The organism is Shimia sp. MMG029 (assembly GCF_027947445.1).
In the GTDB taxonomy this organism is placed as follows: Bacteria; Pseudomonadota; Alphaproteobacteria; order Rhodobacterales; family Rhodobacteraceae; genus Shimia.
Genome location: NZ_JAQJIM010000002.1, coordinates 336,959 through 360,211, shown reverse-complemented (window position 1 = coordinate 360,211; position 23,253 = coordinate 336,959). Strand labels below are relative to the sequence as shown.

General features: G+C 58.4%; 21 protein-coding genes. 13 read left to right on the top strand and 8 right to left on the bottom strand.

The annotated features are described in order from the left end of the window. Entirely contained in the window at positions 1-2,040 is a 2,040-nt protein-coding gene (gene pbpC, locus PJL69_RS08500; protein WP_271309265.1) for a penicillin-binding protein 1C, read from the top strand. A gap of 126 nt (positions 2,041-2,166) precedes the next feature. Here the strand turns inward: pbpC and PJL69_RS08495 are convergent, their stop codons facing one another. Beyond that, positions 2,167-3,342: an acetyl-CoA C-acyltransferase family protein gene (locus PJL69_RS08495; protein ID WP_271309264.1), complete on the bottom strand. Its 1,176-nt coding sequence runs from the start codon at positions 3,340-3,342 to the stop codon at positions 2,167-2,169. A 167-nt stretch (positions 3,343-3,509) separates the two neighbouring features. Here PJL69_RS08495 and PJL69_RS08490 point away from each other — a divergent pair, with 167 nt between their 5' ends. From PJL69_RS08490 to PJL69_RS08470, 5 genes are all read left to right on the top strand, one after another. After that, a complete protein-coding gene (locus tag PJL69_RS08490) occupies positions 3,510-4,067 on the top strand; it encodes a helix-turn-helix domain-containing protein (protein WP_271309413.1) in 558 nt (185 codons plus the stop codon). A gap of 336 nt (positions 4,068-4,403) precedes the next feature. Next, positions 4,404-5,591: a glycine C-acetyltransferase gene (locus tag PJL69_RS08485; protein WP_271309263.1), complete on the top strand. Its 1,188-nt coding sequence runs from the start codon at positions 4,404-4,406 to the stop codon at positions 5,589-5,591. Next, positions 5,588-6,538 (top strand): PLP-dependent cysteine synthase family protein, encoded by a 951-nt coding sequence (locus PJL69_RS08480; RefSeq protein WP_271309262.1) that lies wholly within the window; start codon positions 5,588-5,590, stop codon positions 6,536-6,538. Before PJL69_RS08485 ends, PJL69_RS08480 begins: the two co-directional genes overlap by 4 nt. Positions 6,539-6,557: 19 nt before the next feature. Beyond that, the gene (gene tdh / locus PJL69_RS08475) at positions 6,558-7,586 is read left to right on the top strand and encodes an L-threonine 3-dehydrogenase (RefSeq protein WP_271309412.1); all 1,029 of its coding nucleotides are present in this window, start codon (positions 6,558-6,560) and stop codon (positions 7,584-7,586) included. 260 nt (positions 7,587-7,846) lie between these two features. Next, positions 7,847-9,178: a DEAD/DEAH box helicase gene (locus PJL69_RS08470; protein WP_271309261.1), complete on the top strand. Its 1,332-nt coding sequence runs from the start codon at positions 7,847-7,849 to the stop codon at positions 9,176-9,178. Positions 9,179-9,244: 66 nt separating this feature from the next. Here PJL69_RS08470 and PJL69_RS08465 read toward each other — a convergent pair whose 3' ends face one another. Continuing rightward, the gene (locus PJL69_RS08465; RefSeq protein ID WP_271309260.1) at positions 9,245-10,672 is read right to left on the bottom strand and encodes an aldehyde dehydrogenase family protein; all 1,428 of its coding nucleotides are present in this window, start codon (positions 10,670-10,672) and stop codon (positions 9,245-9,247) included. Between the two features lie 257 nt (positions 10,673-10,929). Between PJL69_RS08465 and PJL69_RS08460 the strand changes: the two genes are divergently transcribed. The 3 genes from PJL69_RS08460 to PJL69_RS08450 all read left to right on the top strand — a co-directional run bounded on the left by PJL69_RS08460 (position 10,930) and on the right by PJL69_RS08450 (position 13,696). Next, entirely contained in the window at positions 10,930-11,583 is a 654-nt protein-coding gene (locus PJL69_RS08460; protein ID WP_209097160.1) for a peroxiredoxin, read from the top strand. A 215-nt stretch (positions 11,584-11,798) separates the two neighbouring features. Beyond that, complete coding sequence (locus PJL69_RS08455; RefSeq protein ID WP_271309259.1) at positions 11,799-12,110, top strand: hypothetical protein; 312 nt, start codon at positions 11,799-11,801, stop codon at positions 12,108-12,110. Continuing rightward, positions 12,107-13,696 carry a methyl-accepting chemotaxis protein gene (locus tag PJL69_RS08450; RefSeq protein WP_271309258.1) on the top strand — a complete coding sequence of 530 codons (1,590 nt, stop codon included), beginning with the start codon at positions 12,107-12,109 and terminating at the stop codon, positions 13,694-13,696. The genes PJL69_RS08455 and PJL69_RS08450 overlap by 4 nt, the downstream gene beginning before the upstream one ends. Positions 13,697-13,790: 94 nt before the next feature. Here the strand turns inward: PJL69_RS08450 and PJL69_RS08445 are convergent, their stop codons facing one another. Both PJL69_RS08445 and pnp read right to left on the bottom strand, forming a co-directional pair. Further along, positions 13,791-14,579 carry a glycosyltransferase family 25 protein gene (locus tag PJL69_RS08445; RefSeq protein ID WP_271309257.1) on the bottom strand — a complete coding sequence of 263 codons (789 nt, stop codon included), beginning with the start codon at positions 14,577-14,579 and terminating at the stop codon, positions 13,791-13,793. Positions 14,580-14,664: 85 nt separating this feature from the next. Next, the gene (gene pnp, locus PJL69_RS08440; RefSeq protein WP_271309256.1) at positions 14,665-16,806 is read right to left on the bottom strand and encodes a polyribonucleotide nucleotidyltransferase; all 2,142 of its coding nucleotides are present in this window, start codon (positions 16,804-16,806) and stop codon (positions 14,665-14,667) included. 329 nt (positions 16,807-17,135) lie between these two features. Between pnp and PJL69_RS08435 the strand changes: the two genes are divergently transcribed. The 3 genes from PJL69_RS08435 (at position 17,136) to PJL69_RS08425 (ending at position 18,948) form a co-directional block, all read left to right on the top strand. Next, a complete protein-coding gene (locus PJL69_RS08435; protein ID WP_271309255.1) occupies positions 17,136-17,990 on the top strand; it encodes an SGNH/GDSL hydrolase family protein in 855 nt (284 codons plus the stop codon). 233 nt (positions 17,991-18,223) lie between these two features. Next, the gene (locus PJL69_RS08430; protein WP_271309254.1) at positions 18,224-18,442 is read left to right on the top strand and encodes a hypothetical protein; all 219 of its coding nucleotides are present in this window, start codon (positions 18,224-18,226) and stop codon (positions 18,440-18,442) included. Further along, positions 18,439-18,948 (top strand): hypothetical protein, encoded by a 510-nt coding sequence (locus tag PJL69_RS08425; protein WP_271309253.1) that lies wholly within the window; start codon positions 18,439-18,441, stop codon positions 18,946-18,948. The genes PJL69_RS08430 and PJL69_RS08425 overlap by 4 nt, the downstream gene beginning before the upstream one ends. On the opposite strand, the gene PJL69_RS08420 is transcribed toward PJL69_RS08425, so the two are convergent. From PJL69_RS08420 to truB, 4 genes are all read right to left on the bottom strand, one after another. Next, complete coding sequence (locus tag PJL69_RS08420) at positions 18,945-19,667, bottom strand: sterol desaturase family protein (RefSeq protein ID WP_271309252.1); 723 nt, start codon at positions 19,665-19,667, stop codon at positions 18,945-18,947. The genes PJL69_RS08425 and PJL69_RS08420 overlap by 4 nt on opposite strands. Before the next feature lie 146 nt (positions 19,668-19,813). After that, a complete protein-coding gene (gene rpsO, locus PJL69_RS08415; RefSeq protein WP_058241030.1) occupies positions 19,814-20,083 on the bottom strand; it encodes a 30S ribosomal protein S15 in 270 nt (89 codons plus the stop codon). 137 nt (positions 20,084-20,220) lie between these two features. After that, complete coding sequence (locus PJL69_RS08410; protein ID WP_271309251.1) at positions 20,221-20,739, bottom strand: DUF1643 domain-containing protein; 519 nt, start codon at positions 20,737-20,739, stop codon at positions 20,221-20,223. A 16-nt stretch (positions 20,740-20,755) separates the two neighbouring features. Next, positions 20,756-21,667 carry a tRNA pseudouridine(55) synthase TruB gene (truB, locus tag PJL69_RS08405; RefSeq protein ID WP_271309250.1) on the bottom strand — a complete coding sequence of 304 codons (912 nt, stop codon included), beginning with the start codon at positions 21,665-21,667 and terminating at the stop codon, positions 20,756-20,758. 358 nt (positions 21,668-22,025) lie between these two features. Here truB and PJL69_RS08400 point away from each other — a divergent pair, with 358 nt between their 5' ends. Further along, the gene (locus PJL69_RS08400) at positions 22,026-23,186 is read left to right on the top strand and encodes an ABC transporter substrate-binding protein (RefSeq protein ID WP_271309249.1); all 1,161 of its coding nucleotides are present in this window, start codon (positions 22,026-22,028) and stop codon (positions 23,184-23,186) included. Positions 23,187-23,253: the final 67 nt, after the last annotated feature.

Genomic DNA, 23,253 nt, shown 5'->3' with positions numbered 1-23,253 from the left:
ATGCGGTTTTTGCCCGGTTTTCTGGTGCTGGCGCTTCTGTTTGTAGCAGGGGCGCGAGACGCTTTTGACAAATGGGTCGAAACGACAGAGCTGCCCAACCTTCTGGCTGATACCTCTGTGGAAGTTGTGGATCGGAACGGTTTGCTGCTGCGCGCCTATACGGTTGAAGGGGGATTGTGGCGGCTTGGTGCGGGCTATGGTGAGGTGGATTCGCTCTACATAGATGTACTTCTGGCATATGAAGACAAACGGTTTTGGGATCACCAAGGCGTTGATTTGCGGGCGCTTTTACGTGCCGCAGCGCAGTCTCTTTGGCGCGGTCGGGTGGTCTCTGGCGGCTCCACGCTTACCATGCAGGTGGCGCGGTTGATCGAGGATTCCGGCACCGGATCCTGGGGGGGCAAGCTGCGCCAGATCCGTGTTGCGCTCGCGCTGGAGCAGCGTCTAAAGAAGCGCGAGATCCTTGAACTTTATCTCACCCATGCGCCATTTGGCGGCAATCTCGAAGGCATACGGGCTGCCACTCTGTCTTGGTTTGGCAAAGAACCTCAACGACTTACAGCTGCGGAAGTGGGGCTTTTGGTGGCTTTGCCGCAAAGCCCAAATGCGCGGCGGCCAGATCGCCATACCGCTGCGGCTGTGGACGCGCGGGAAAGGGTTCTGAGGCGGGCTGAGGAAGCCGGTGTTTTAGATCAGGAAAGCGTCGCTGGAGCGTTGATGACACCGGTGCCAAGGGGGCGGCGGGCGTTTCCCTCGGTGGCCATGCATTTGGCGGATCGGGCACTGGCTGAGACGCCGGAGCTTCAGAGGCATGAGGTGACGCTGGATCGTGCGCTGCAGACTTCGTTGGAGGCTCTCGCACAGGACGCACTGCGCGGGCTGGAGGCGCGGGTGTCGATTGCGATGGTTGTGGCGGACCACACGAGCGGAGAGATCCTCGCCTCAGTTGGCTCCGCTGGGGTCACTGGTGCGGATGCGCGGCAGGGGTTTATTGATATGACCCGTGCTAAGAGGTCTCCGGGATCGACGCTTAAGCCTCTGGTTTATGGACTTTCTTTTGATCGTGGGCTAGCGCATCCAGAGACGATGATTGCGGATCGGCCCACGCGGTTTGGGCGCTATGCGCCGCAGAATTTTGACGGGCGTTTTCGCGGAGAGTTGCGGGTGCGGGAGGCCTTGGCGCAGTCGCTGAATATCCCGGTTGTGATGCTGACGGATGAACTGGGGCCGGCCAATTTGATGGCGGCCATGCGCGCGGCGGGGATGGCCCCTGAGGTGCCGGGAGGGACCGCTGGGTTGGCGGTGGCGTTGGGCGGCGTTGGGGTGTCGTTGGAAGAGCTGGTGACGCTCTATGCGATGATCCCGCAGGGGGGTGTTTCGACACCTTTGTTGTGGAAGATTGGGGGAAATACCTCACAAAGGCAGAGGGTTATGAGCCGGTCGGCGGCCTGGCATCTGGGGGATATCCTGTCTGATATTGCGCCGCCTGCGGGTGCGCCGCGCAGTGGCTTGGCCTATAAAACCGGAACCAGCTATGGGCATCGGGACACTTGGGCGATTGGCTTTGATGGGCGGCACGTGGCTGGGGTCTGGATTGGCCGACCGGATGGGACACCTGTGCCGGGGGCTTTCGGCGCTGAGGTGGCGGCGCCGGTGCTGTTTGATGTGTTTCAGAGGCTGAAACCTACGCTTGATCCGCTGTCAGCGCCGCCGCCTGAAACGCTGATCGTCAATACGGCGCAACTGCCTGAACCGCTTCAGAAATTTCGAGGGCGCAATGCTGTTTTTGAGAGCGCAGCGGACGCCCTTGAGGTGGCGTTTCCCCCAGAGGGAGCGCGGCTTGCCAATGCGGTGGGGGGCATGACGCTCAAGGTCAAAAATGCGGTTTATCCGCTGACCGTATTGGCCAATGGCGCGCCAGTTGTGAGTGGGGTGCGCAGGAGTGATGTGACCGTTCCCACGGTTGGGCGGGGCAGTGCAACACTGACCGTGATCGATGCGCGTGGTCAGTCAGATCGAATCACTGTCTGGGTCGATTAGGGCCCAAATTAACCATTTGCAGAGCTGTCGGTATTGCGTCGGTATCGCGACTGTATTGCGTAGGTGCAATTTCGGTGGGCGGCCAAGGCGTTAACATTTGACCGCCCACCAGATTCTGAGAGAGATTTAGATCCGCTCAATCGCCAGTGCGATGCCCTGACCGCCGCCGATGCACATGGTGGCGAGACCTTTGGAACCGCCGGTGCGCTCCAGTTCATACATCAGCTTTACGGTGATGATTGCGCCGGTTGCGCCAACCGGGTGGCCCAGAGAGATCGCGCCGCCGTTTGGATTGACCTTGGCGGTGTCGAGCCCCAGCCCCTTGTTCACGGCGATGGCCTGTGCGGCGAAGGCTTCGTTGCTTTCGATCACGTCAAAGTCGCCAACGGACAAGCCGGTTTTGGCCAGCAGGTTTTCCACGGCTGGAACAGGGCCAATGCCCATCACCTCTGGGCGCACACCGGCATGGGCATAGCCGATCACACGGAACTTCGGTGTCAGACCTGCTGCCTCTGCTGCCTCTGCGCGCGCCAGCACAACAGCGGCGGCCCCGTCGTTCAGGCCGGAGGCGTTTCCTGCGGTCACACGACCGTCTTTCTTGAAGACCGGGCGCAGGCTGGCGAGTTTCTCCAGAGTGGAGGCGGTTGGGTGCTCATCACGCGCAAAAGCCACCATGTCGCGCTTCACTTTTACGTCGACCGGGGTGATCTGTTCGTCAAAGTACCCTGCTGCGATTGCAGCGGCGGCGCGTTCCTGACTGGCGAGCGCGAAGGCGTCCATGTCCTCGCGGGTGACATCGTGCTCATCGGCGACGTTTTCGGCGGTGATGCCCATATGACCGGTGCCAAACGGGCAGTTGAGCGCGCCGAGCATCATGTCGAGCGTTTTCACATCGCCCATTTTCTGGCCCCAGCGCTGTTGCTGCATGATGTAGGGCGAGCGGGACATGTTTTCTGCGCCACCGGCCAGTGCGAAATCCGCATCGCCCAGCATCAGGGACTGGGTGGCAGACACGATCGCTTGAAGGCCAGAGCCGCAAAGACGGTTCACGTTCATGGCCGGGGTGGTGTTAGGCACGCCTGCTTCAACGGAAGCAACGCGGGACAGATACATGTCGCGGGGCTCGGTGTTGATGACATGGCCGAAAGCCACATGGCCGATTTGGTCGCCCTGAACGCCCGCGCGTTCGATGGCGGCTTTGGAGACCGCGGTGGCCAGCTCAATAGGGGGGGTGTTGGCAAGCGCGCCGCCAAAAGTGCCAACAGCGGTGCGTGCGCCGCCCAGAATTACGATGTCCGACATGGGTGATCTCCTCTCCGTCGTATTTGCGCTGCACTATGCAGATGCAGAAAGGGGGCGTCACCAGAAACGGGGCGTCACAGCGCGGCACCCGTAGTCTTACGGATGGGGGCGTGTTGGATGGCGGGCTGTTGATTGACAAATTGGGGATGTTCGCAGCATCTGGGGGCATGGATACCGATTTGCCCATTCTGGATTTGCTGCCGAGCCGGTTGCGAGAAGCGCGGCGTGCGCAAGGTTTGTCACTGGATGCTGTGGCGAAACTGTCCGGCGTGAGCCGATCTATGGTGAGCCAGATTGAACGTGGTGAAAGCAGCCCAACCATAGCGACCCTGTGGAACCTGACGCGGGCTTTGCAGGTGGATTTTGCCGGGCTGCTGGATGCGGAAGCCGCAGACAAGGTTGAGGTTCTGCGCGCCAGCGATGTGCCGCGGTTTGACAATATGGGCGAAGGGTGCCTGATCCATATTCTGTCACCGCCCGAAGATGTGGGCGGGCATGAGGTCTATGACATTCGCTTTGAGGCGGGCGGGCGTTTGATGAGCCAGCCCCACAAACGCGGCGCGACAGAGCAACTGACCGTGCTGGAAGGCGCTGTTCGAGTGAGCAGCGGATCGGCAGTGCAGGATTTGGCGGAAGGGGATACGGCGCGGTATGCGGCGGATGTGACCCATGCCATTGAGGCCAGTGAGGCCGCGCGGGTGTTTTTGATTGTGAAGAATGGGTGAGGTTTGGCGCGTAGGGGTGCGCCTGCCTGAGTAGGTGCAGTCAGACGGAGGTTTTGGATCAAAGCCTGTCAAAACCCGCAACCGATTCCACTTCATCTAGCGTTGCCAATGCACCTGCCGAGGGGCAGGCCCGCTTTCGGGACATTGCCTGTTGCAATACCCTGTCGCGCGATTGGTGCGGCCCGACCTATCGGCCGGCCGATGCTGCCGTTTGTATGATACCTTGAAGTTAAGTGAATTCCGAAATTAAGGATTTTTATCCGTTATAGTGAAATTCCCTCTTCACGGAGGTAAATCCGCTATGGTAGATGATTGTCCATCATTATGGAGATTCCCATGTCAGACGCTTTTTTGAACGACATCCGCGCCACGCTCAGAACCATTGAGGCGGAGGGGATGATGAAGCGGGAGCGCATGATCACTTCGCCGCAGGCCGGGGAAATTGCGGTTGGAGAGCGCGAGGTCATCAATCTTTGCGCCAACAACTATCTTGGGCTGGCGGACAATCCGGCGCTGATTGAGGCGGCCAAGGGGGCGATGGAACCACGCGGCTTTGGCATGGCTTCTGTGCGCTTCATCTGTGGTACGCAGGATATTCATCGGGAGCTGGAGCAGAAGCTGGCAAGGTTTCTGAAAAAGGATGACGCGATCCTGTTTGCCGCCTGTTTTGATGCCAATGGCGGGCTGTTTGAGCCGCTGTTGGGGCCGGAAGATGCGATTGTGTCTGACAGCCTGAACCATGCGTCGATCATTGACGGCATCCGGCTTTGTAAGGCGAAGCGCTATCGGTACGCCAACAATGACATGCATGATCTGGAAGAGATGCTGAAACATGCGCGCAATGAGGGCGCGCGCCATATCATGATTGCCACCGATGGGGTGTTTTCCATGGATGGCTACTTGGCGAACCTGCCGGAGATCACGCGGCTGGCGAAAGAGTATGACGCGGTGGTGATGGTGGATGACTGCCATGCGACCGGGTTCATGGGGCCAAACGGAGCGGGCACGCCGGATCACTTTGGCGTGGATGTGGATATTCTCACCGGGACTTTGGGCAAGGCACTTGGCGGGGCAATCGGCGGTTACATCGCGGGGCCGCAGCCAGTGATCGACCTGCTGCGGCAGCGGGCGCGGCCCTATCTGTTTTCCAATTCGCTGCCGCCGAGCATTGTTGCTGCGGGGATCGAAGCGCTGCGGCTGGTGGAAGAGGGCGCAGAGATGCGCGCGCGGCTGTTTGAGAATGCGGCTTATTGGCGGGCCGGGCTTGAGGCGCTGGGCTTTGACATTCTGCCGGGGGAACATCCGATCATTCCGGTGATGCTTGGGGAGGCGACGCTGGCACAGGAGATGGCGGCGCGGCTGTTTGAGGAGGGGGTCTATGTCTCTGGTTTCTTCTTTCCGGTGGTGCCACGCGGGCAGGCGCGCATTCGCACGCAGATGAATGCGGCCTTGAGCAAAGAAGAGCTGGACCGGGCGCTGGCGGCGTTTGGCAAAGTGGGCAAAGAGCTGGGAGTTTTGACATGATCTTACCCTCTGTTGTTGAGGCAATTGGCGACACGCCGCTGGTGGAGCTGAGCCGGATTTGCGCGCGGTTGGAGCTGGACGGGCGGATTGTGGCAAAGCTGGATTACCTGCTGCCGGGGTTTTCCAAGAAGGACCGTGCGGCCAAGGCGATCATTGAGATGGCGCGCAGGGATGGCACGCTAGCACCGGGGCAGATGGTGGTGGAGCTGACCTCTGGTAATATGGGCACCGGGCTGGCGATTGTGTGCGGCATTCTGGGGCATCCGTTTGTTGCGGTGATGAGCGCGGGCAACTCGGTTGAGCGCGCCCGCATGATGCGGGCGCTGGGCGCGGAAGTGGTGATTGTGCCGCAGGCCGCGGGCAGCAAGCCGGGCGAAGTCTCTGGTGCGGACCTTGCCATGGTGGATGAGGCGGCGCAGCGGATCACCCAAGAGCGCGGGGCGTTTCGCGCAGATCAGTTTGGACATGTGGGCAACCCGAAGGCGCATGAAAGCGGTACAGGTCCGGAGATCTGGGCGCAGTCTGACGGGGCGGTGACGGCTTTTTGTGACTTTGCCGGGTCTGGCGGCACATTGGCGGGGGCGGCGGCATATCTCGGCCCCAAAGGTGTGCGCTGTTATGCGGTGGAGCCGGAGGGCGCGCGCGCGATTGCAGGGGAAACTGTGACGCAGGCAGAGCATCCAATTCAGGGGGGCGGCTACGCGATGGGCGATCTGGTGCATCTGAATGGTACTGCGCTGGCGGGGCATCTGTCGGTGACGGGGGACGCCGCGCGCGAGGGCGCGCGTTTGCTGGCGCAGAGCGAAGGGATTTTCGCAGGCTTTTCTGCAGGGGCCAATCTGGCGGCGGCGGTGGATCTGCTGCGCGGGCCGGAAAAGGGCGGCTGTGTGGCGATTGTGATGTGTGACAGTGGTTTGAAGTACCTGTCTACCGATTTGTGGGAGTGAGCAGATGCGCGCAAACACAATGAGAGCGCTTGAGAAATCCCACCCTGAGGAGGGGCTGTGGATGGTGCAGGCGCCGGTGCCTGAGATCGGGCCGGATGAGGTGTTGATCAAGGTCAACAAAACCGGGATCTGTGGGACGGATATTCATATCTGGAACTGGGATGACTGGGCCAGCGCCACGGTGCCGGTGCCGATGATCACTGGCCATGAATTTGCCGGGGAGATCGTTGAGATTGGGCGGCGCGTCGAGGGGCTTGAGATTGGTCAGCGCTGTTCGGGGGAAGGGCACATCATTGGCCATGAAAGCCGTCAGGCGCGGGCGGGAAAGTTTCACCTTGATCCCGGCACGCGCGGCATTGGTGTGAATGTGCAAGGGGCCTTTGCGCAATATCTGCGGCTGCCGGCGTTTAATGTGGTGCCTTTGCCCGATGATATTCCCGATGAGATCGGGGCGATTCTGGACCCGCTTGGGAATGCTGTGCACACGGCGCTGAGCTTTGATCTGTTGGGGGAAGATGTGCTGATCACAGGCGCGGGGCCGATTGGGATCATGGCGGCGGCGGTGGCCAAACATGCAGGGGCACGTCATGTGGTGATCACGGATATCAATCCGGATCGGCTCGCGCTGGCCACACATGTGGTGCCCAACGCACGCGCGGTGAATGTGGCGCAGGAAGACCTCAATGACGTGATGCACTCGCTGGGCCTGAAAGAAGGCTTTGACGTGGGGCTTGAGATGAGCGGCGCGCAGGTGGCGCTGGATCAGATGGTGGAGGCGCTGGTGATGGGCGGCAAGATTGCCCTGCTCGGTATTCCGCCCGGGCGGTCGCCTGTGGACTGGAGCCGGATTGTGTTTAAGGCGATCACCATCAAGGGCGTCTATGGCCGGGAGATGTTTGAGACCTGGTATAAGATGATCGCGATGCTGCAAAATGGCCTCGATGTCAGCCGGGTGATCACGCATCAATTGCCGATGGCAGACTTTAAAGAGGGGTTTGCGGCGATGAAATCCGGCAAGTCGGGTAAGGTGGTGCTGGACTGGCGATAAGGCAAAGACATTGACATTTTTTGACAAGCCTATATGTGAGGCGCGTCGTTGCGCAGCCGCGTGAGCAGGCCGCGCCGCGCCCCCAAGAGGGCGGACAGGCGCATCAACGACGCTTTCGTTCCCATCACGCAGGGTTCTGACGGATAGGCCGGGTTGGCGCAGAATGGGTCTGTGCAATGGCGGTGCTGTCAAACCTCTGAGCGGATGCCGCTGGCACCGCTGTTTGCCGTGCGTCCTGCGTGCGGTTGAAAGGACATATTGTGGCGCAATTTGAAGATCTGGGCCTGTCATCCACCCTGCTCAAAGGGTTGAAGAAACACGGCTTTGACGCCCCGACACCGATTCAGGCCAAGGCGATACCGTTGGCGCTTGAAGGACATGACATTCTAGGCCTTGCACAGACAGGCACCGGGAAATCGCTGGCCTTTGGTCTGCCGATGATGGATCGCCTGCTGGAACAGCCGGGTAAGCCTATGCCGAAATCCGTGAAAGCGCTGGTGCTGGCCCCGACGCGCGAGCTGGTCAATCAGATCGCCGACAACCTGCGCCCGATGGTGCAGGGCACACCGATGAAGGTTATGACTGTGGTGGGCGGCCAGTCGATCAACCGCCAGATCGCCATGCTGTCGCGTGGCACCGATATTTTGGTGGCCACACCGGGGCGGTTGATTGATCTGCTGGACCGCAAGGAAATCAACCTGTCCACTGTTACCAACTTGGTGCTGGATGAGGCGGATCAGATGCTGGACATGGGCTTTATCCATGCGCTGCGCAAAATCGCGCCGCATCTGGGCACGCCGCGCCAGACCATGCTGTTTTCGGCCACCATGCCCAAGCAGATGGAAGAGCTGAGCCAGAGCTATCTGACCAAGCCGAAACGGGTGGAGATCGCGCCTCCGGGCAAAACCGCGGATAAGATCACGCAGAGCGTGGAGTATCTGGAAAAGGGCGAAAAACGCGTGCGCCTGCGGGAGATCCTGTCGGAGAACATGGGCGAGAGCACGCTGATTTTTTCGCGCACCAAACATGGTGCGGAGCGGATGATGAAGCAGCTTGTCTCTGATGGATTCAACGCGGCTTCGATCCACGGCAACAAGAGCCAGGGGCAGCGGGACCGCGCGATCAAGGCGTTTCGCGATGGTGAAATCACTGTGCTGGTGGCGACAGATGTGGCGGCGCGCGGGATTGATATTCCGGTGATTTCGCTGGTGATTAACTTTGACCTGCCCAATGTGGCTGAAAGCTATGTGCACAGGATTGGCCGCACCGCGCGGGCGGGCCGCGACGGGCGCGCGATTTCCTTCTGTGCGCTGGATGAGCGGGATTATCTGAAGGACATCGAGAAGCTGATCGGGCGCAAGTTTGACCGCCCTACCGATGAACTTCGGGAGATGAAGAAAGAATACGGGGCTGGGCCACGCTCCGGCGGGCCGGGGCGCAAGCGCGGAGGCAGCAAACCCGGCGGCGGAAAGCCCGGCGGTGGTGCCAAACCTGCTGGCGGACAGCCCAAAAGCGCGGCCAATGGCACTGACAAGCCCGGTGGCGGACGCCCGCGTCGGCGGCGCAATCGTTCGCGCAAGCCAGCCGCATAAATACAGCATCAATAAAAAAGGCCGCAGCGGTGTGCTGCGGCCTTTTGTTTTGTTGGAGCCTTCCGGTCAGCCCATTGGCACGCCGGAGATCGCCTTGGTTTCGCAGAACTCTTCGAGACCCCAGCCGCCGCCTTCGCGGCCATTGCCGGATTGGCCGTAGCCGCCAAAGGGGGAGCCGTTGACGCGGCCCACGCCGTTGGTTTCCACCATGCCGGAGCGCACCTGACGGGCGACACGCAGGCGTTTGTCGTCATCCTGCGTCTGGATGTAGTTGGTGAGGCCATAGACCGTGTCATTGGCCATCTGAACCGCCTGCGCCTCGCTATCAAACGGGGAGATGGCGAGCACTGGGCCGAAGATTTCCTCGCGGTAGATGGTCATGTCCGGGGTGACATCGGCAAAGACCGTGGGGCGCACATAATAGCCTTTGTTCATGCCTTCGGGGCGGCCAAGGCCACCGGCGACGAGGGTTGCGCCCTCTTTGATGCCGATCTCAATCAGGCCCTGAATCTTGTTGAACTGCACCTCGGAGACCACTGGGCCGATGTGGCGGCCCGCCTCTGTTGTGGCACCGACCTGGACCGCTTCGGCGGCGGCTTTGGCCTGTTCCACGGCGGCGGCATAGGCGCTGCTTTCCACCATCATGCGGGTGGGGGCGTTGCAGGACTGGCCGGAGTTTTGCATGCAGTGGATCACGCCGCGTTTGACGGCCTTTTCATCCGCATCGGCAAAGATGATGTTGGCACCTTTGCCTCCGAGTTCCAGGCTGACACGTTTGAGCGTGTCGGCGGCGGCTTTGGAGATGGCGATGCCTGCGCGGGTGGAGCCGGTGAAGCTGATCATATCCACATCGGGGTGGGATGAGAGCTGGCTGCCGACGCCGACGCCATCGCCGTTGACCATGTTGAACACGCCCGCAGGGAAGCCCGCTTCGTCCATCATTTCGGCAAAGACGATCGAAGAGAGCGGCGCGATTTCAGAAGGTTTCAGAACCATGGTGCAGCCCACCAGAAGCGCGGGGATCGCTTTCAGGAAGACCTGATTCATGGGCCAGTTCCAAGGGGTGATCATGCCGCAGACACCAATGGGCTCTTTGCGCATGCGGTCTGCGCCCATGGCGTATTCAAATTCGAAGTTCTCCAGCGCTTCAATGAAACCATCCAGATGCCAGACACCGGCGCCCCATTGGTTGTTGCTGGCCAGATCAAGCGGCGCGCCCATTTCGGCACGGATGGCTTCGGCCATGTCTGCACGGCGGGCGACGTAGATCTCGCGCAGTTTTTTGACCAGTGCCACACGCTCTTCCAGTGGGGTGTCCGCCCAGGCGGGGAAGGCGGCGCGTGCCGCGGCCACGGCGGCGTCTGTATCTGCCTGATCACCGAGAGAAATCACCGCGCAGGGCTCTTCGGTGGATGGGTCGATGACAGTGAGGTCATTGGCAACCACGGGATTAACCCATTGGCCGTTGATGTAGAATTGGCGTTTATCGATCATGGTTCCCTCCCTATCGATCCTTGCGGGCACTCTGCCCGCGACATCCGGGCGGTGCAAGAGTGTGTACACTCAATCGGACGCCGGGTTATTTTGGATATATCCTGATCCCAAAAGGGGTGGTGCTTAGAAGCTGGTGATGTAGTCTGTGCCTGCCTGCGGATGGAAAGGCCTATTCTGAGCTGCCATTTCCTACGAGGTATTTTTTACTGCGACAGCATTTGCCGCTGACAGACAGACCCGCGAATAGGGAGATTCAGATGGGCCTTAGAATTAATGATACTGTGCCAAATTTCACGGCAGAAACGGATCAGGGCACGATTACGTTTCATGATTGGATAGGTGACAGCTGGGCGATCCTGTTTTCGCACCCCAAGGACTTTACGCCGGTTTGCACGACTGAATTTGGTGCCGTGGCGCAATTGGCAGATGAATGGGCCAAGCGTGGTACCAAAGTGTTGGGTGTTTCCGTTGATGGTGTCGAAGACCACAAGGGCTGGAAGAAGGACATTGAGAGCTATGGCGGTGCGGATGCTGGATTTCCGATCATCGCAGATGAGGGGCTAGAGGTGTCCAAAGCCTTCGATATGTTGCCAGCAGAAGCCTACTTGCCAGATGGGCGCACGCCTGCTGACAGTGCCACTGTACGTTCTGTTTTTATCATCGGGCCTGACAAGCAGCTGAAGCTATCAATGACCTATCCGATGAATGTGGGGCGCAATTTTGCGGAGATTCTGCGGGCGCTTGAGGCATTGCAGACCGCGGCGAAGGAAAACATTGCGACTCCGGCAAACTGGACACCGGGTGGTGATGTGGTCATCCCGGTTGCTGTGAGCGATGCGGACGCGACTGCCAAATACGGGGAGTTCACCACGCATTTCCCTTATCTGCGCACCACTAAGTTGCCAGGTTAATTAAATGACGTCAGTACCCTGACGGTGCTACGGCATACAAACAACCCATTGAGAAGGCGTCGTGCGATATGTGCGGCGCCTTTTTCTTTACTTTGATTGATTTGCTCCAACTGCACCGTCTTCTCTGTGAAAACCGATAAATTCTTAGGCGTTTGTCTCTGCGCTTGCTGGCATCGATTAATTTGGTGGCAATTATTTTGCGCGCAGATGGACGAATGACCCGACCTGTCCAATTTCTGCCTGCGATTCTTGGAATCGTTTTCTGCCTGACGGTAACCCCGGTTCTGGCAGTTGTGGGCGCGCCGTTGAAAGAAGGTGCGCCGGTGGTGGTGGTGGCAGCGCCGGGCGCTGATCTGGACCGCATAGTTGAGGTTTCTGGTGGCTGGGTGATTGGCGTCTCGCGTGCGCCAATGGCGGTCATGGGCGCATCTGATGCCGAAGATTTTGAAGACAGACTTAAGGAAAACGGGGCATGGGCCATTTTGGACGGCGAAGCGCTATCCTGGCTCTGCGGAGTGAAAACATGATTGAACATCCCAAACTTACCCAATCACACCAGACTGGTGTGAAAGTCGTCGCAATTGTCACAGCGCTCTTGGGTGCGTTGGCCTTTGGCGTCGCAATTGTGCGCGGCGGCAATTTTGTGGCGCTTGGCGGCGCCTCGGCGGTGCTGGTTGGCCTGTCGGTTTATGCGATGCGCCTGCAAGGCAATTTGGCTGCGCGTTTGAGCGTTGCCGTTGCAAGCTCTGGCCAAATTATGGTGCTGCTTGCAGCTATGGCTGGCCATGCATGGCAGCTCGACATTCATATGATGTTCTTTGCGATGTTGGCGGTTTTGACGGTGATGATCTGTCCGGTTGCGATTTTGGCCGCCGCTGGTGTTGTCGCGGTTCACCATCTGGCGTTGACGTTTCTGTTCCCAGTGATGGTTTACCCGTCTGTTGATTTGGTTGAGAACCTTGGGCGAACCATTGTGCACGCGCTGATTGTGGTTGCGGAGACTGGTATTCTGGTTGTGTCGGTGAACAACTATCGCAAGCAGCTGCAGGAGCTGGCCAAAGAGCAACAAGCGCAGCAAGATCTGATGGATACGCTGAATGAGGAAAAGGCCAGCATTGAGACCAAAGAGAAAGTGCAAACCGAAGTGGTGGAGACGCTGCATGACAAGTTGACGCTGATCTCTGAAGGCAATCTCGACGCTTATGTGCGTACTCCGTTTGAGGACAGCTATGAGGATCTGCGCAAAAGCTTCAATGCGTCGGTGACGTCGCTGAGTGGCATTGTCAGCTCTGTGACCACGATTTCTAATCAGATCGAAACAGACAGCCGCGAACTGCGTGAAGTGTCTTTGAATGTGGCGCACAGCACGGAAAAACAAGCGGGTGAGCTGCAGCATGTCACTGAGGCTGTTGAGCAGATCGCGGATGCCATGAAGGGCGCAGTTGATAAAGCTGTCGATACCCAAAACCGGTTTGACAACACAACAAAGCTGACCCGCGAAGGCACTGAAGTTGTGCGCAAAGCTGTCAGCACAATGGATGAAATCGAAGCGAGTTCAGCGCAGATTGACACGGTTGTGGCGCTGATTGAGGACATTGCGTTCCAGACCAACCTATTGGCGCTGAACGCCGGGGTGGAGGCGGCGCGGGCCGGGGAAGCGGGCGCAGGGTTTGCGATCGTGGCCTCGGAGGTGCGCGAGCTGGCGCACCGGTCGGCTGAAGCTGCGCAAAACATCAATGGGCTGATCAGCCAAAGCAACGGGCATGTGTCCAGCGGCGTGTCGCTGGTGCGTGAAGTTGGTGAGGCGCTGGAGACCATTTTGGGCGATGTGAGCGAAGTGCGCACCAATATTGCCGAGATTTCCGAGATCTCTGACAAGCAAGCGCAATCGGTGGCTCAAATCCGAGACAGCATGCAAACGATTGGCTCTGAGACGCAGGCCAATGCTGCGCGGTCTGAAGAAGCCTCTGCGGCGACCTCCAGCCTGGATATGGCGGTGGATCGTCTGGTGGATGGGTTGTCCGGGTTCCGTGTGGCGGAAGCGGTTGAGGAAGCCTCTGAAGACGCCATCTTGTTTGAAGATGATGATGACGAAGAGTGGGTGGCGGCCTAAAGCCATTAGCCGCTGAGAAAAATATGACCGCTCCTGTTTCCGGGGGCGGTCGATTTGTTTGCGGCCTTCAGCGTTCGGTTCATCGATCCGTTTGCTACGAAGCCCGGAAGAGGCTCTTGAGTTTGTTCAGAAAAACCCACCCGTAGACTGGGAGCTTTCGCCGCAGAATCTGCTTTGAGCGTGGCAAAGTGCTTGTGGACCGGGATCCCATTGCGTCTATGGAGCTTGCAACCTGCCGCGGAGGTACAAGGACTGGGTCCAGGTGCATGCCGCCACCTGTCTTGGCGAACCAAGCGCGCATGCGATCGTCAAGTGGGCCGTCAATGCCGCCGTGATGCACTTGGTTTACAAACGCGCGTGCGCCTTCTTTGGTCCACAGGCAAGCGGTCGTGAGAACCGGGAAATACCAAGACCGCAATAGTTGACGACCTGACAGTGCCGCGAGCGGTGTGTTTCGTTTGCGAGATGCATTGCAAAGATTGACGCAATCCAAACGGTGTTTGGGATTTGCTTCGTGCCACTTTATTATTTCATATACGTCTCGGGCCAATGATTTCGGAACATCGGCGTCGTCTTCCAGAATGAGAAGGTATTCTTCGGAGCCGGCGGCAAATTTTTCGAGTGCATGTAAGTGGCTGAGGAAACACCCAATTTCGCCACTGTTCAACTCACGCCCAAACAAATGGGATTGTCGCTTACTATTGTTCAGGTGATGGGTTTTCAGATTGGTTGCCCGACCATCGACAGCAGGAAAGCGAGACCATGGGAGGTCCGCGTCTTGCAATAGGCTGCCTGTTACGCGAAGCCTCTCAGCGTCCGTTTCCAAATTGATGACCCAAGTCGCCACTTGTGCGAGTGGAGCTTCATCTTGTTGCTGTGGCATGTTTTGTCCCACACTGTCGCCAAAGCCGTTAAGCAAGAGAGCCCCGACCAATGGCCGGGGCTCTCTGGTGTCTTAAATTCAAGACTTAGTCGTCAGACTTTTCTTTTTTCTCAGGAACGATCTCTTCGCCGGTTTCCTGATCCACAACTTTCATGGACAGGCGCACCTTGCCGCGGTCGTCAAAGCCAAGCAGTTTGACTTTCACTTCCTGGCCTTCTTTCAGAACGTCGGAAGGGTGGTTCAGGCGGCGGTTCTCGATCTGAGACACGTGCACCAGACCGTCGCGCTTGCCAAAGAAGTTCACGAAGGCACCGAAGTCGACGATTTTCACAACTTTACCGGTGTAAACCGCGCCTTCTTCTGGCTCTGCCACGATCGCGTGGATCATGTCGTAGGCCTTCTGGATCGAGTCGCCGTTCGGGCTTGCGATCTTGATCACGCCTTCGTCGTTGATGTCGACTTTCGCGCCGGAGACTTCAACGATCTCGCGGATCACTTTACCACCGGAGCCGATCACTTCGCGGATCTTGTCGGTTGGGATGTTCATGGTTTCGATGCGCGGTGCGTGGACGGAGAATTCCGATGCGCCGGAGAGAGATTTGTTCATCTCACCCAGGATGTGCATGCGGCCTTCTTTCGCCTGCGCGAGCGCTTTTTCCATGATCTCAGGTGTGATGCCTGCGACTTTGATGTCCATCTGCAGCGAGGTGATGCCGTTTTCGGTACCCGCCACTTTGAAGTCCATGTCGCCGAGGTGGTCTTCGTCACCCAGGATGTCGGTCAGGATCGCGTAGTCACCGCTGTCTTCCAGAATGAGGCCCATGGCCACACCGGCAACGGCGGATTTCAGAGGCACACCTGCGTCCATCATGGAGAGGGAGCCACCGCAAACGGACGCCATGGAAGAGGAGCCGTTAGATTCGGTGATCTCGGATACCACACGCACGGTGTATGGGAAGTCGGTTGCCGCTGGCAGAACTGCCTGCAGCGCGCGCCATGCCAGTTTGCCGTGACCGATTTCACGACGACCCGGGGAGCCCACGCGGCCAACTTCACCCACGGAGTAGGGGGGGAAGTTGTAGTGCAGCAGGAAGTTGGAGCGGAAGTTGCCGTGCAGCGCGTCGATGATCTGCTCATCGTCGCCGGTGCCCAGAGTGGTCACCACGAGGCCTTGAGTTTCACCGCGGGTGAACAGAGCGGAGCCGTGGGTCCGTGGCAGCATGCCGGTTTCACAAACGATGTCACGGACTTCGTCGGTTTTACGGCCGTCAATACGGACGCCGGTTTTCACAACGTCGCCACGCAGGATGCCTGCTTCGAGCTTTTTCAGCGCGGAACCGAGGTTTGCGTCTTCGAGTTGCTCTTCAGACAGCGCTTCTTTGATCGCGTCACGGGCAGCGGCAACAGCGGAAGTGCGCTCCTGCTTGTCACGCAGAGCGAAAGCTGCGCGCATCTGCTCTTCGCCAGCTGCTTTCACCGCGTCAAACAGCTCGGTGTATTCTGGTGGCTGGAAGTCAAACGGCTCTTTTGCCGCTTCTTCGGCCAGATCGATGATCAGGTCGATCACTGGCTGGATCTGCTCGTGGGCGAAGGTCACAGCGCCGAGCATTTCTGCTTCGGTCAGTTCGTAAGCCTCAGATTCAACCATCATGACGGCGTCTTTGGTGCCGGCCACAACCAGATCCAGACGCTGGTCTGGGTTGGAGCGCAGGTCCTGCATGTCGTCAACGGTTGGGTTCAGAACGTATTCGCCGTCTTCAAAGCCCACACGTGCGCCCGCGATTGGGCCCATGAATGGTGCGCCAGAGATGGTGAGCGCGGCAGAGGCTGCGATCATTGCCACGATGTCTGGGTCATTGACCAGATCGTGGGACAGCACGGTGCACATCACCAGAACTTCGTTTTTGAAGCCATCAACAAACAGCGGGCGGATCGGACGGTCGATCAGACGCGCGGTCAGGGTTTCTTTTTCAGTCGGGCGCGCTTCGCGCTTGAAGAAGCCACCCGGTACTTTACCGGCGGCGTAGTATTTCTCTTGGTAGTGTACGGTCAGCGGGAAAAAGTCCTGACCGGGCTTTGGTGCCTTTGCAAAGGTCACGTTGGCCATGACGGAGGTTTCGCCCAGAGTGGCGATCACGGTACCGTCGGCCTGACGGGCAACCTTGCCCGTTTCCAGTGTGAGCGTCTCTTCGCCCCACTGCATGGATTTCTTTGTTACTTCGAACATCATCGTATCCTAGCTGGGAGCCCTCCCGGGCGTATCCCGGGTCTCCCGTTTGAAATAGCGGCCCCATTGCCGCCGATCCCCCTTATCTTGCTTCGAGCGCCGGGATCAGAGCGCAAGCTTTCAGATGGCTGGCCCATATCGGAAAATAAGGCTTTTGGAAACCTGATTTTGCATAAGCTGAGCAGGCGGCCCGCGCACATGCACGTGTTTCTGACCTGCGATTGTGCTACTATGGCGGGAAGCGCAACAGATTGTTCACGACCTGATCGTGGCAATTAACCATAAATTGGGTGAGACTGTGCCGAGTTGATGCGGCTTGGGGGCTTGCCGTGATCGATTCGATATTTGTTGGACCAGGCGTGCGTATGCGAGAGTATTTGATAAGAGCCCCATATACCCTTTTGTTGGCCATCGGCTTTGCCGTTGTGTTTCTTGTTGCGGGATGCGCATCGACGCCGCCGCTTGAGGCCATGCCCGACGAGATTTCTGAGGATGCCAATGCGGCCGTTGCGGCAAGCTCCACGACGGATGTTGTGGCCAAAAACGCGGTGACTGCGCCCGAGGATGCCCCGCGCATTCTGGCGATGGGCGACAGCATGATGGCCTGGCACAGTGTGACGCAAAAGTCGGTATCGCACGCGATGGAGATCGCGCTGGGTGAGCCGGTGGCAAGTACTGCGGTGAGCGGGGCGCGCATGCTGTATAATTTGCCGATTTCCGGGGCAATGGGCATGAAGATCGCCAGCCAGTATCGTAAGGGAGACTGGGACTGGGTGGTTCTGAATGGCGGGGGCAATGATCTTTGGTTCGGCTGCGGCTGTGGCAAATGTACGCGAAAAATGGACAAGCTGATCAGTGCAGATGGCAAGCGCGGTGCAATCCCCATGCTGGTGCAGGACTTGCGCAACAAAGGTGCTCAGGTGGCATGGGTCGGCTATTTGCGTAGTCCCGGCGCCTGGTCGCCGATTGAAGGGTGTCGCGACAATGGGGATGCGCTGGAAGCACGGATCGCCAAGCTCGCCGCCTTAGATAGCGGGGTGCATTTTGTGTCGCTGGCGGATCTGGTGCCGCATGGCAATCGCAGCTTCCACAGTGGCGACATGATTCACCCCTCGCTTAAGGGAAGCCGCGCCATAGGCAACCGTGTGGCCGGAGTGATCAAGGCGCAGGACAGCGGGCGCTGAGCTGTTAAACATTTGACGTTGATTGAAAATGTCGTGGTCCGGGGGCCGCGGCATTTTTCGTTGCGGTGTGCGAAATTCCGCTATTGCAATTTCTGACTAATTTTGTCAGAAAGCGCGCACCTAGCCAGTCTACCCTCGAGCATAGCTGTGGTTTTCCAATTCATGAAGTGACGGTGCGCGCGTCTTTGGTGCTGTGCATCGCCATTTCGAATGTCTCTGTGAAAGGACCGAGCATGGCGACTATTTTCCGGGATCTGTTGGCGGCTGATGCCTTGGCACAAAAGGCCGGTTGCGGCTTAAAGCCAGAGTTGCGCGCGGCAATGGAAGCAAGCCTGCGGTTTCCTGCGGTGGCGGCCTCTCCGATGCAGGCAGGGCCGATTGCGCCGAGCGATTTGCCAGACAATGTGGTGCCAATCACTGAAGTGCCCGGACACGAGAGGAAGCGGGCATGAGTTTGGTTGAAAATACCGACGCCCTTGCGCGCCCGATCGAAGCTTTGCGCACGATTGGCTGTGACGAATTCGAATTTGGCTTGCTGGCGGTTTTGCGCCACATCATGCTGGGTCTTTATGAAGCCGATCCACACGGATGGACCCGAGGGCAAGATATTGCAGTCGAGCGGTGGGGCGAGGCGGTTGGTCTGCCTGCTGCCTACTTGCTGAACAAGGTTGCGCTGGCGTTGGCTGAAAGCCGTGAAGATGGGCCTGAGATGATGGACCCGTTGTGCACAGAGGCGCGGCTGAAAATGACAGATGATGAGATGCAGATTATGTCGATGCTGCATCACATGCGCCGAGACAAAGCCTCTGGCGCGCGCAGCGCAGTGGCGTTTGTGACCCGTGGCCGAATGGACCCTGATCTGATCCGCGCGGGGCTTAGTTTTTCACACCGCTTTCCGGCTGGGGTGAAGCCCACCCATCGCAAAGTGGGCAGGCCGAAACTTTCAGTGGTGGCTTAGGAAGACGCTTTTTTGGCACCGGGGCGGCGGTTGATGCCAAAAGCTTTGCGTGCGGTCACAAGGCGCAGATCTTCGGGATCCATGCCCATCGACAAAATGGTTTTGCGATCAAATCGCTCTTTTGCCACGTCTTTGTCATGGGCGGTGCCAAACAGGCGGTCGATCCAATCAAAGCCAAAGCTGACCTGAAATGTGGCGTGATGGTCCTGAAAGTGATGGGCAAGGTGCTTGCGGGTCACATATTGGCCAAAGCGGCCCTTTTTCACATTCAGGTGCGACAGGGTGTGACAGTATTCATAGGTGGCAAAGGCGGTCACGGATCCGACAAACAACGCAATATACGCAACCATGAACGCCATGCTGAGACCCAGCAGTGGCCATAGCAGGGCCGTGTGAATGGCAACAGAGATCAGGCCGAAGCGCACCGGGTACCAGTGGTCGCCGCCGGTGAAAAACTCTGCATCGGATGGGTATTCGTGATGGCCGATGTGGCTGCGGTAGAGTTCGTTAAACACGCTTTGTTCGGTGGGCGGTTCGCGGTGCAGCAAGAAACGGTGCATGGCGTATTCCACAAACAGCTGCGCGATGTAGCCATAGACCAGCGCGACCGGGATCCACCACGCCAGATTCTGGGTGATCAGCCACAGACCAACAAGCCAGAACGGCAGCAGGCGGTGCAGGCTGCCCATACGGATCAATACCGACAATGCGTCTTTCATGATGTGCTCTCCCTTTGGCAGCATAGTCTGTTTGCTTGTGCCGGGACTGTCAAATTTGACTTTGCGTAAAGCCGGACAGGCGGCCCAACGCAAAACGCCTGCTCGTGGGAGCAGGCGTTTCAGATAATCTCGCAGTCGGCGACGTCTTAGCGACGGATGCCCAGACGCTTGATCAGGTCCTGATAGCGCGCTTCGTCTTTGCCTTTGGTGTAGTCCAGAAGCTTACGGCGCTGAGCAACCATTTTCAGAAGACCACGGCGGCCGTGGTTGTCTTTCTTGTGGGTTTTGAAGTGCTCGGTCAGGGTGTTGATGCGGGATGTCAGGATTGCAACCTGGACTTCCGGAGAACCGGTGTCGCCCTCTTTGGTTGCGAATTCTTTCATCAGGCGTGCTTTTTCTTCAACAGTGATCGACATCGGGGTCTCCTATATCAAAGGGTTGCGGGCACAAGCCGGGATGTCGTCCAGCAGGGTCCATAGAGATCCCTCCGGAGAATCTCCGAAGGATGGGCGTGTTTAGTCCCGAAAGGTCAAAAAGAAAAGGGTTTTGTGCGTTATACTGCGGGCAGATCCCAGAGCTCGGGCTGCTGGGCATAGGCAATATAGAGTGGGTGGCGTGGGTGTCCCGCTTTGGTCAGGCCCAGCGTGTGCATCGGTTTGTCCAGCTGCGCGAGCACGTCGCGCATTTCAAAGCCGCGGTTGAGGTGATCGCCATGGGCGCCCCAGGCTGCGAGGATCACATCAGCCCAGTCACAGCTTTCGGCCACGATGGCGTCATTGTCCGGTCCGGTGGGCGCGGGATGGGCGCGCATTTTCTTGGGGTCGGTTTCGCGCAGCGCAAAGATGTTGACCGCCCGAAAGCCGCCAAACCCCAGCGCACGCGCGCGGCGTTCGCAGCGCTCTATGGTGGGGTCGTTCTGCTGCTCTGTAGCCTTGGAGGGGTTCAGCATGATGAAGAGGACGCGCTGCTGTCCTGCGTCCCACACACGGGTCAGGGCGTAGCGATAGGTCTCGCAATCAGAATAGATCGCGGAGGAGGTGGCATCCTCTTTTTGGAAATGGCGCGTGATCATGCCGCAGTGACCAGGGTTATCCGGCTTTCACAAACACGCGGTTGGGGTGCAGCTCGCCTGCTTTGAAGATGCCCACGGCCACGGCCTCACCCTCATAGCTGGCCCAGCATTCCTCGCCGTATTCCACATCATGGGCGATCACCATGCCGGGGTTGCCGTTGCGCAGACGGGCGGCACCATCTGGTGTGGCTTTGACTTCGGTGAGCTCCTCTAGACCTTGCTCAAGCGGGCGCAGGTGGGTGTCGAGTTCGGGCTGTTTCGCCATTTCGTCGATCTGCTCGATGGTGAGGCCGTCGGCGGCGTCAAAAGGGCCGGACCAGATGCGGCGCAATTCGCGCACATGGCCGTGACAGCCAAGTGCGGCGCCAAGATCGCGGGCAATGGAGCGCACATAGCCGCCTTTGCCGCAGGTCATTTCAAGGGTGACGTGGTCTTTGTCTTCGCGGTCCACCATCACCAGCTCTTCAACCCAGAGCGGGCGGGCGGCGATTTCCACGTCTTCGCCATCGCGGGCCAGCTTATAGGCACGCTGACCGTCGATTTTCACTGCGGAAAATTTGGGGGGCACCTGCATGATGTCGCCAACAAACTGACCGAGTGCGGCTTTGATCTCCTCGTCAGAGGGGCGCAGATCGGAGGACGCGATCACTTCGCCCTCTGCGTCATCGGTGTTGGTGGCTTGACCGAGACGCACAGTAAACGTGTAGGCCTTCAGCGCGTCGGTGATGAAAGGCACGGTTTTTGTGGCCTCGCCGAGCGCGACGGCCAAAACGCCGGTCGCGTCTGGATCAAGCGTGCCTGCGTGACCTGCTTTCTTGGCGTCAAAGGCCCATCGCACTTTGTTCACCACAGAAGTGGAGGTCATGCCTGCGGGTTTGTCGACCACGAGCCAGCCAGAAATATCACGTCCTTTGCGCTTACGTCCCATGACCCAACCTTTGTCTGTTTTGAAAATGCCGTGAAGGCGGCGAGGTAGCGGATTGGGGAAGAGGTGTCAATTTCTGCGGGGGAGGCGGCGTTGAAAACCGGCGCGCAGCGCGCGGGGTCGCGCCTGCACTGACGGAAAGCTTAACACGCAGTTACGGAAGAATCGTTCATATCCTAAGAGTTGGGATGAGTGGTGGTCTGACCGATACACCTCAGAGTGCATGAATCTCTATGATTTTTGGGGATTGATAAAATTGAAGCAAGTTTCGCGCCCGCTGTGCGCAATTTCATTTCGCGATTAACTGAAATTTATCGCCCGGCTTCAAGGCTGCAATTATCAGCGAACCGGAGATTTATACATGTTTTCGAAAAACACGATACTCGCGGCAGCCATTTTTGCCGTATTGCCCATGTTTGCCAGCGCAGAACAGGGCATCACAGACACCAGCGTGACCTTTGCACAGGTGGCCGCGCTGGATGGCCCTGCGGCTGCGCTTGGGACTGGCATGCGTCTTGGAATTATGGCCGCTTTTGAGGAGGCAAACGCGGCGGGCGGTGTGCATGGTCGTATGCTCAAACTGGACAGTATGGATGACGGCTATGAGCCGGATCGTTCGGCCACGCTCGTCAAATCAGTTGTTGAAGGGGGCAACCATATCGGTCTGATCGGTTCGGTGGGGACGCCGACGTCATCGGCGACGCAGCCTATTGCGACCGAAGCCAACATGCCGTTCATCGGTCCATTTACCGGTGCAGGTTTTCTGCGGGATGCGAGCCACGGCAACATCTTCAATGTGCGTGCAACATATGCCGCTGAAACAGAAGCGTGGATTGAATATCTGGTCGATCAGCAGGGGCTCCAGAACATCGCAATCCTTTATCAGGACGACGGCTTTGGCCGTGTGGGGCTTTCCGGTGTGAACGCAGCGCTTGAAAAGCGTGGCATGAGCCTTGCGGCGGAAGGCACCTACACCCGCAACACTGTTGCCGTGAAAAAAGCCCTGCTGTCGATCCGCAAAGCAAAACCAGATGCCGTTGTCATGGTTGGGGCGTTCAAGCCTGTTGCCGAGTTTATCAAGCTGGCGCGGAAGATGAAAATTGATGCGGAGTTTGTGAATATTTCTTTTGTGGGCTCCTCTGCGCTTGCCAATGAACTTGGGGCCGATGGTGAAGGGGTCATCATTAGCCAGGTGGTGCCATTCCCATGGGATGCCTCCATTCCAGTTGTGGCGCAGTACACTCAAGCTTTGGCCGCGATTGATGCGGAAGCAAAGCCGGGTTTCGTGACCCTGGAAGGCTACATGGTTGGGCGTTTGGCGATTGAAGGTCTGAATGCAGCGGGCAAGTCGTTGACGCGTGAGAGCTTTCTGTCTGCCATGGGCGGTCTTGAGGCCGTCGATCTTGGCGGCGTGACCATGATGTTTGGGGCCGATGACAATCAGGGCATGGATGATGTGTTCCTGACACGTATCGCGGCCGATGGCAGCTTTACGCCCATCGTTTCCGCAGGCGGTTCCTGAAGACAGCGACTGACACCCGCCAAATTGCCCCGCCTGTGACGGGCGGGGCACTTAGCCAAAGAATTTC